Here is a 2,012-nt window from a genome sequence, read left to right on the forward strand (position 1 = left end):
GTGTTAGTGCCAGTTTTATTAAMAAATTCMAAATCAGCAAAAATTGCAATACTCGAAACATCGACATATACAATTTCTTGTGCTTCGGTTGCTTTGTTAAGATTAAGTGTTGTAATGACAGTACCGTTAATTTTTAAATCAACCGTACCTCCACTTGCATTTTTAATAACTCCAATTCCAAGCTTTTTAAAAAACTTGTTGGTTTTTTGAAAGAAACCTTTATGTCCTTGATTAGCGGTGCTTGATGTAATTTTGAAAAATCCTAAAGTGTCGGTAGTATTTACTTTCGTCCATAGAGCGTTCGCACTTGGAAAGTAAATTAAATCAGTAAAAGTTCCTACAGAACCACTAATAGGTGACATTAAATTCATGAATCCATGATTTTTTGTATTAAAATCTATTTGTAAAGCTTTTCTGAGAATAGCTGTCCATGAATCATCAAACATATTTGGAGCGTTTGCACCATGAGATATGCTGTCACCTATAATATTACAAGCTATAAATCCTTTTTGGTTAGGAGTGCTTTTTAGAAGTTTGGTTTTATAGTTTATAGAACTAGTAGCTTCTGCCGCAGTCTCCGCCAACTGTTCGGTAGCAGATGTCTTAAAATCATCAAATTCCTTCTGAGATGGTGCCATATTTTGCCATTGTCCATTACCGTCTTTGTATTTTAATTTTGCCATTAACCTATTCCTCCAATTTGAGAATTAAAAAAAAGACAACCAAATGGATGTCTGAATTTGTTTTATATTAATTTAATAGTTTATTTTTATTGACTATCTAAAATATTTCTCGTTTATTGAGCAGTTGTATCAACCCAAAGTGTTTTAGTTGGATCAGTAGGGGGAGTGGTCTGAACTGCTATAGTTTTATCGTCTAGTTTAATATCGCTTTTACCTTTATTCTTATTTTTGAAAAATGACATCATTGTTCACCTTGCCTTTCATTAAAATGCTCCAATCCATGTATAGTTAATACCGCTCTCCACAATCACAAAGCTAGTAATAGATGCATCTTCGTAATCCATTTCAAAGCCTAGACCTGCCTTCAGAAAAATTGTAGTTGTGCCATTTAAAATGATTGTGCAATTTTGTTCATTGTCAAAACTTAATTTTCTGACTCTGTAGCCACCAGTCCAGTTAGAGGGAGAAGCAGGAATAATTTCTCTACCAGCGACAGATGATTGAATATTTGAACTTCCTAAATAGCCATTTCCCATTGATTATTCATCTCCTTTATTAAACTTTATTATTGAATACTTGTGTCCAACCAAAATATTTCTGTTCCTGTTGGGGTAGTACCACTAACTTTAATCAGATTAGTAGCTAATGAACTTTGAATATCTGTCAGCATGTTAGAATTCATTTCCTCAACGTATTTCCAACTAGTTCCTTCCCAACGATATATTTTCCCATTGTCAGTAGTCTGGACTTTTGAGCCAAATACAGGATTAGGATACGCTGTAGAAATAGCTGTGAAATTAGCAACAGGAGATAAAAGTACGTTTTTATTGGATTCAGCAATCTCTAGTGCATAATCTCCTTGAGTAGTTGCGTAAACAGCTACAGCTTTTGTATTTAATATTGCTTGATTTGTCTCATCAATTTTAGCTGCCATATCAGCTTTCAATGTTACCAATTCAGCTTGATAAGTTTGGAGCAATCCGTACTCAGGATTAGCAGGATCAATTACGCCATCTCGGTTGTCTTTCAGAATATGAACCTTGAATGGTTGAATTGATACTTTATTATCTTCAGCATCAAAAATTGAGAATGATGTATCAATGAATCCAGCTTTACTCATTTCACTACCTTGATAATCGTAGCGAACAATTTTTTGTCCTTTTTCATTTAATATTATTTCACCAGCACCAACTACAATTGTTCCATCAACTCTTTTATGAGCTACTTCTACAATTGTGTATCCTGTTAAATCAAATAACTTCCCATTATCGAATAATTGAAAATCAATTCTTGCATCATCATATTGTATAAAAGTTGGAACGATTGCTG

General features: G+C 33.4%; 3 protein-coding genes. All 3 read right to left on the bottom strand.

Translation table 11 applies throughout. The features are described from left to right. Positions 1-683 (bottom strand): hypothetical protein (locus AC1DSL_RS17575; protein ID WP_477533218.1); only part of this gene is annotated, 683 nt, incomplete at its 3' end. Positions 684-946: 263 nt separating this feature from the next. Then, positions 947-1,219, bottom strand: a complete 273-nt coding sequence (locus AC1DSL_RS17580; RefSeq protein WP_477533219.1) for a hypothetical protein — start codon at positions 1,217-1,219, stop codon at positions 947-949. 29 nt (positions 1,220-1,248) lie between these two features. Then, positions 1,249-2,012, bottom strand: a 764-nt coding sequence (locus tag AC1DSL_RS17585; protein ID WP_477533220.1) for a BppU family phage baseplate upper protein, incomplete at its 5' end; no start/stop codon positions are given.

This window comes from Paenisporosarcina sp. P4_D4, from assembly GCF_056401835.1.

What these genes read in the sequence shown, in the direction of transcription:
- AC1DSL_RS17580 (WP_477533219.1), bottom strand. Translation starts at nt 1,219, where the DNA reads ATGGGAAATGGCTATTTAGGAAGTTCAAATATTCAATCATCTGTCGCT.